This window comes from Sporomusa sp., from assembly GCF_057736855.1.
In genome coordinates this window covers 1-3,034 of sequence record NZ_JBYKYF010000337.1, presented here as the reverse complement: position 1 = coordinate 3,034, position 3,034 = coordinate 1, and the positions used below count along the sequence as shown (strand labels likewise).

Here is a 3,034-nt window from a genome sequence, read left to right as displayed (position 1 = left end):
CAAAAACCAGTTTTCCAGAAGGTGAAAAAGTTAGGCGGAGTATCCATGCGGCTATAAAACGAGCTATATGCAATAAAAGGAGCAATACATAGTACCCCGCCAATCCAAGGAAGTACAATTCGCTTTAGTTTATCCTGCCAAAAGATTGCGACTCCCTTTGTAGTCAACACCATAGGGGCAAAATAACCGGCAATCATAAACATAATTGGCATAATATATACATCGGTCGTTAATATGAACCAATCAAAGAACTTATGCTTTTGGATGTCATTAACCGTCCACCAGGCAAGATCCCATGTTGTGTACCCCATACCGACATGAAACACAACCATGAGTAGAATAACAAAGGCTCGTAGATTATCGAAAAAATATATTCGTTGGGTGGTAAGGACTTGCAGTTTCATGCTACCTCCCCTATTCAAATGTTAAGATTCCTAAGGTTGACAAAAATCGAATCGCCTGTGCTTTCACTTTTAATCGTTGAAATTCACTATAGCCGAAACTGCATAACCCTTATTCCTTCTCAATAAAACAACTTACAGGCGCAATGAGCTGTGCAGAATTACGTGCCATACGCGGCTCGTACTATGGAAATGGGATGAGCGGTCTTAACCCCTGCTCCATGAGCAATCTGCAGACGGCAGGTGCCACAATCTGATAGTACCATAGGAACGCCGCTGGCCTTGATGGTCTCAAACAGATGCTTTCCAACTGCCATGGCAATCTCATATTTATCGGCTTTAAAGCCGTAGTTGCCGGAAATGCCGCAACAGCCAGCATCGGCTTCCAGCACCTCAATATCAGGGAGCAAACGCACAAGCTCCAGACCCGGAGTGCCAATCCCCTGAACTCTGAGGTGGCAGGGAGCATGATACATAAAGCGGCCTGTCTGCTTGACAAACTGGGTATTCAGCCGTCCCTCATCATACAGTTCTAACAAAAACTCTGAGATGTCATAGATAAGAGCCGCAACACGCGGTTGCTCCTCAATGTTAAATAATTCTTGGTATTCCTGCTTAAGCATTAAGCCACAGCTAGTACATGCCGTGATGACCGGATACCCTTGATCCACATACCTTTTTAATATATTTATGTTTTTATGAGCATTGGCTTCCGCTTCGCTCAGATACCCGTTTACCACCAGCGGTGAACCACAGCATACAACTGCTTCGGGAACAATCACCTCAAAATGATTGGCTTGTAATACGGCCACAACATCCATTCCTACCTGCGGCTGATTATAGGTAATAAAACAGCCAGGATAAAATACTACTTTATTGTTCTGTGGCTGTTGTTTAAGTTTGCTGAACTGTTGGATAAAAGACTGAGACGCATAAGCCGGCAGCGGTGCTTTATCTGATATTCCAATAGCTTTTAAGCAAACCTTACTAAGAGCATTGTTCATTCCAATATTGGCCAGTCCAGGGGCGAAGCTGGCCATTTTGGCCATGAACTCACCATGGGACAACAGCCAATCTCTAAACGGCTGTTTATGGGTTTGGTAGTGCTTGGCTCTGGCCTTCATATTCAAGGTGGAAATTGGCACCCGTGACGGGCAGCTAATATCACAGTTTTTGCAATTAGAACAGTATTCTAGTGCAGCATCATACTCTTCGTCAGATAACCGGAAGCGTTCGCCAGCCGGCCCCGCCAGCTTCGGCCCACGGAACTCCCGCACAGCCTGAGTAACTGGGCAATGAACTACACACGCGGTGCAAGCCGTACAACTGTCCGGATTAAAGTCATGTTTTTTCATCGTTATTCTCTCCTATACCGACATGCCGGCCTTGTAACCCGATACTAGCGCGACTCCATTGCCTGACTTTTCCAGACAAAAGTCATAGCCAGCCAGATTGCGTCCGGCAATATAGACATTGTTGAATAATACCCGCCCCTGTGCGTCAATTGGACGCAGGTCGGCATCGACATTAATACCAAATTTCGCAAACGGTTGCGCGGATTTAGAAAATAACTTGCGATTTCCCCATTCTTCCTTATCAGCCGGTGCAGTTATCGGCAGGTTCAAAATGGGTTCGCTCACATGATTATGCTCAGCCACCAGGCCGCCGCCAAAAAAGCCACCAGTGGCCAAAACAACCGCTTGGGTATAGTAGGTACGCTCACGGTCAGGATTACTGGTAATAACAGCCGAAATGCGTCTGCCATCATGCAATGCCTTTGTAACATGTGCCTGCTCCATAACAGTAACCCCCAGCTTTTTGGCCCGCTGCATAAGCATAGTACGCAACCTTAAACCGGTAATGGCTGTCGGCATAATCACGGTTTCGACAAAAGTACAGGTAAGCATTTTTTCCAAAGTATCCTTGACGGCATAACCAGGCCGAACCCCTAAGACAGGCGGAATAATAACAACACTACCAGGCTTCAGCTCTTTTGCCAACTGGTCACGGCAAGCCTGCTGCCCTTGAATGGTATCTAGCCATCTGGCAACATCCAGGGTGGTTACATCCCGTCCACCGCTAAATCCAGGGTCAACTTCAAGTTGCTTATACTGTTTTTGATACCCGGGAAGCCTATTGAGTCCTTTGATTACCAACTCAGGAAAATAATCTTTCAATCGGGTAAACCCGACTACCACTACCTCATTAGCCGCTTGTAGCGCCGTCACATCCATAGTCAGCGGCACCAGACAACTGGGTTTTAAGGTTCCAAGGGCTGTCGGCAACCACTGCATTTGATCAAGGCTGCCCATATAACTGAAACCTTCTTCCTGACAAAGTGTCAGGAAAAATTCTACTGCTGCTGCAATGGTCTGATAACCAAGCTTGCTGTACGGATGTTCTGGTGACAGACTGCTTAGTCCTATGCATGGATTAGCTACCGGAACACCACCCTCCAGATAGCCAAGGATATCAATTGTCCCGCCGCCAAAAGCCAATGTACCGGCTCCAGAAGTCATAAGGGTAACTTTTTTTCCGCGTTTCGCTGCGGTAATCGCTGCTGTCAGACCAGCAAGACCGCCGCCGATTACAATAACATCACTTGTCCTCATGATTGACCGCTCCATCTCTAT

General features: G+C 46.7%; 3 protein-coding genes. All 3 read right to left on the bottom strand.

The window, feature by feature from the left end:
* A partial coding sequence (locus AC29Z1_RS15775) for an acyltransferase family protein (RefSeq protein ID WP_488272410.1) occupies positions 1-404 on the bottom strand: 404 nt, incomplete at its 3' end.
* Positions 405-562: 158 nt separating this feature from the next.
* Positions 563-1,756, bottom strand: coding sequence for an anaerobic glycerol-3-phosphate dehydrogenase subunit C (locus AC29Z1_RS15770; RefSeq protein WP_488272409.1), 1,194 nt, complete (start codon positions 1,754-1,756; stop codon positions 563-565).
* A 12-nt stretch (positions 1,757-1,768) separates the two neighbouring features.
* Positions 1,769-3,034: anaerobic glycerol-3-phosphate dehydrogenase subunit GlpB (glpB, locus tag AC29Z1_RS15765; RefSeq protein ID WP_488272408.1), on the bottom strand; the 1,266-nt coding region annotated here is incomplete at its 5' end.

What these genes read in the sequence shown, in the direction of transcription:
- AC29Z1_RS15770 (WP_488272409.1), bottom strand. Translation starts at nt 1,756, where the DNA reads ATGAAAAAACATGACTTTAATCCGGACAGTTGTACGGCTTGCACCGCG.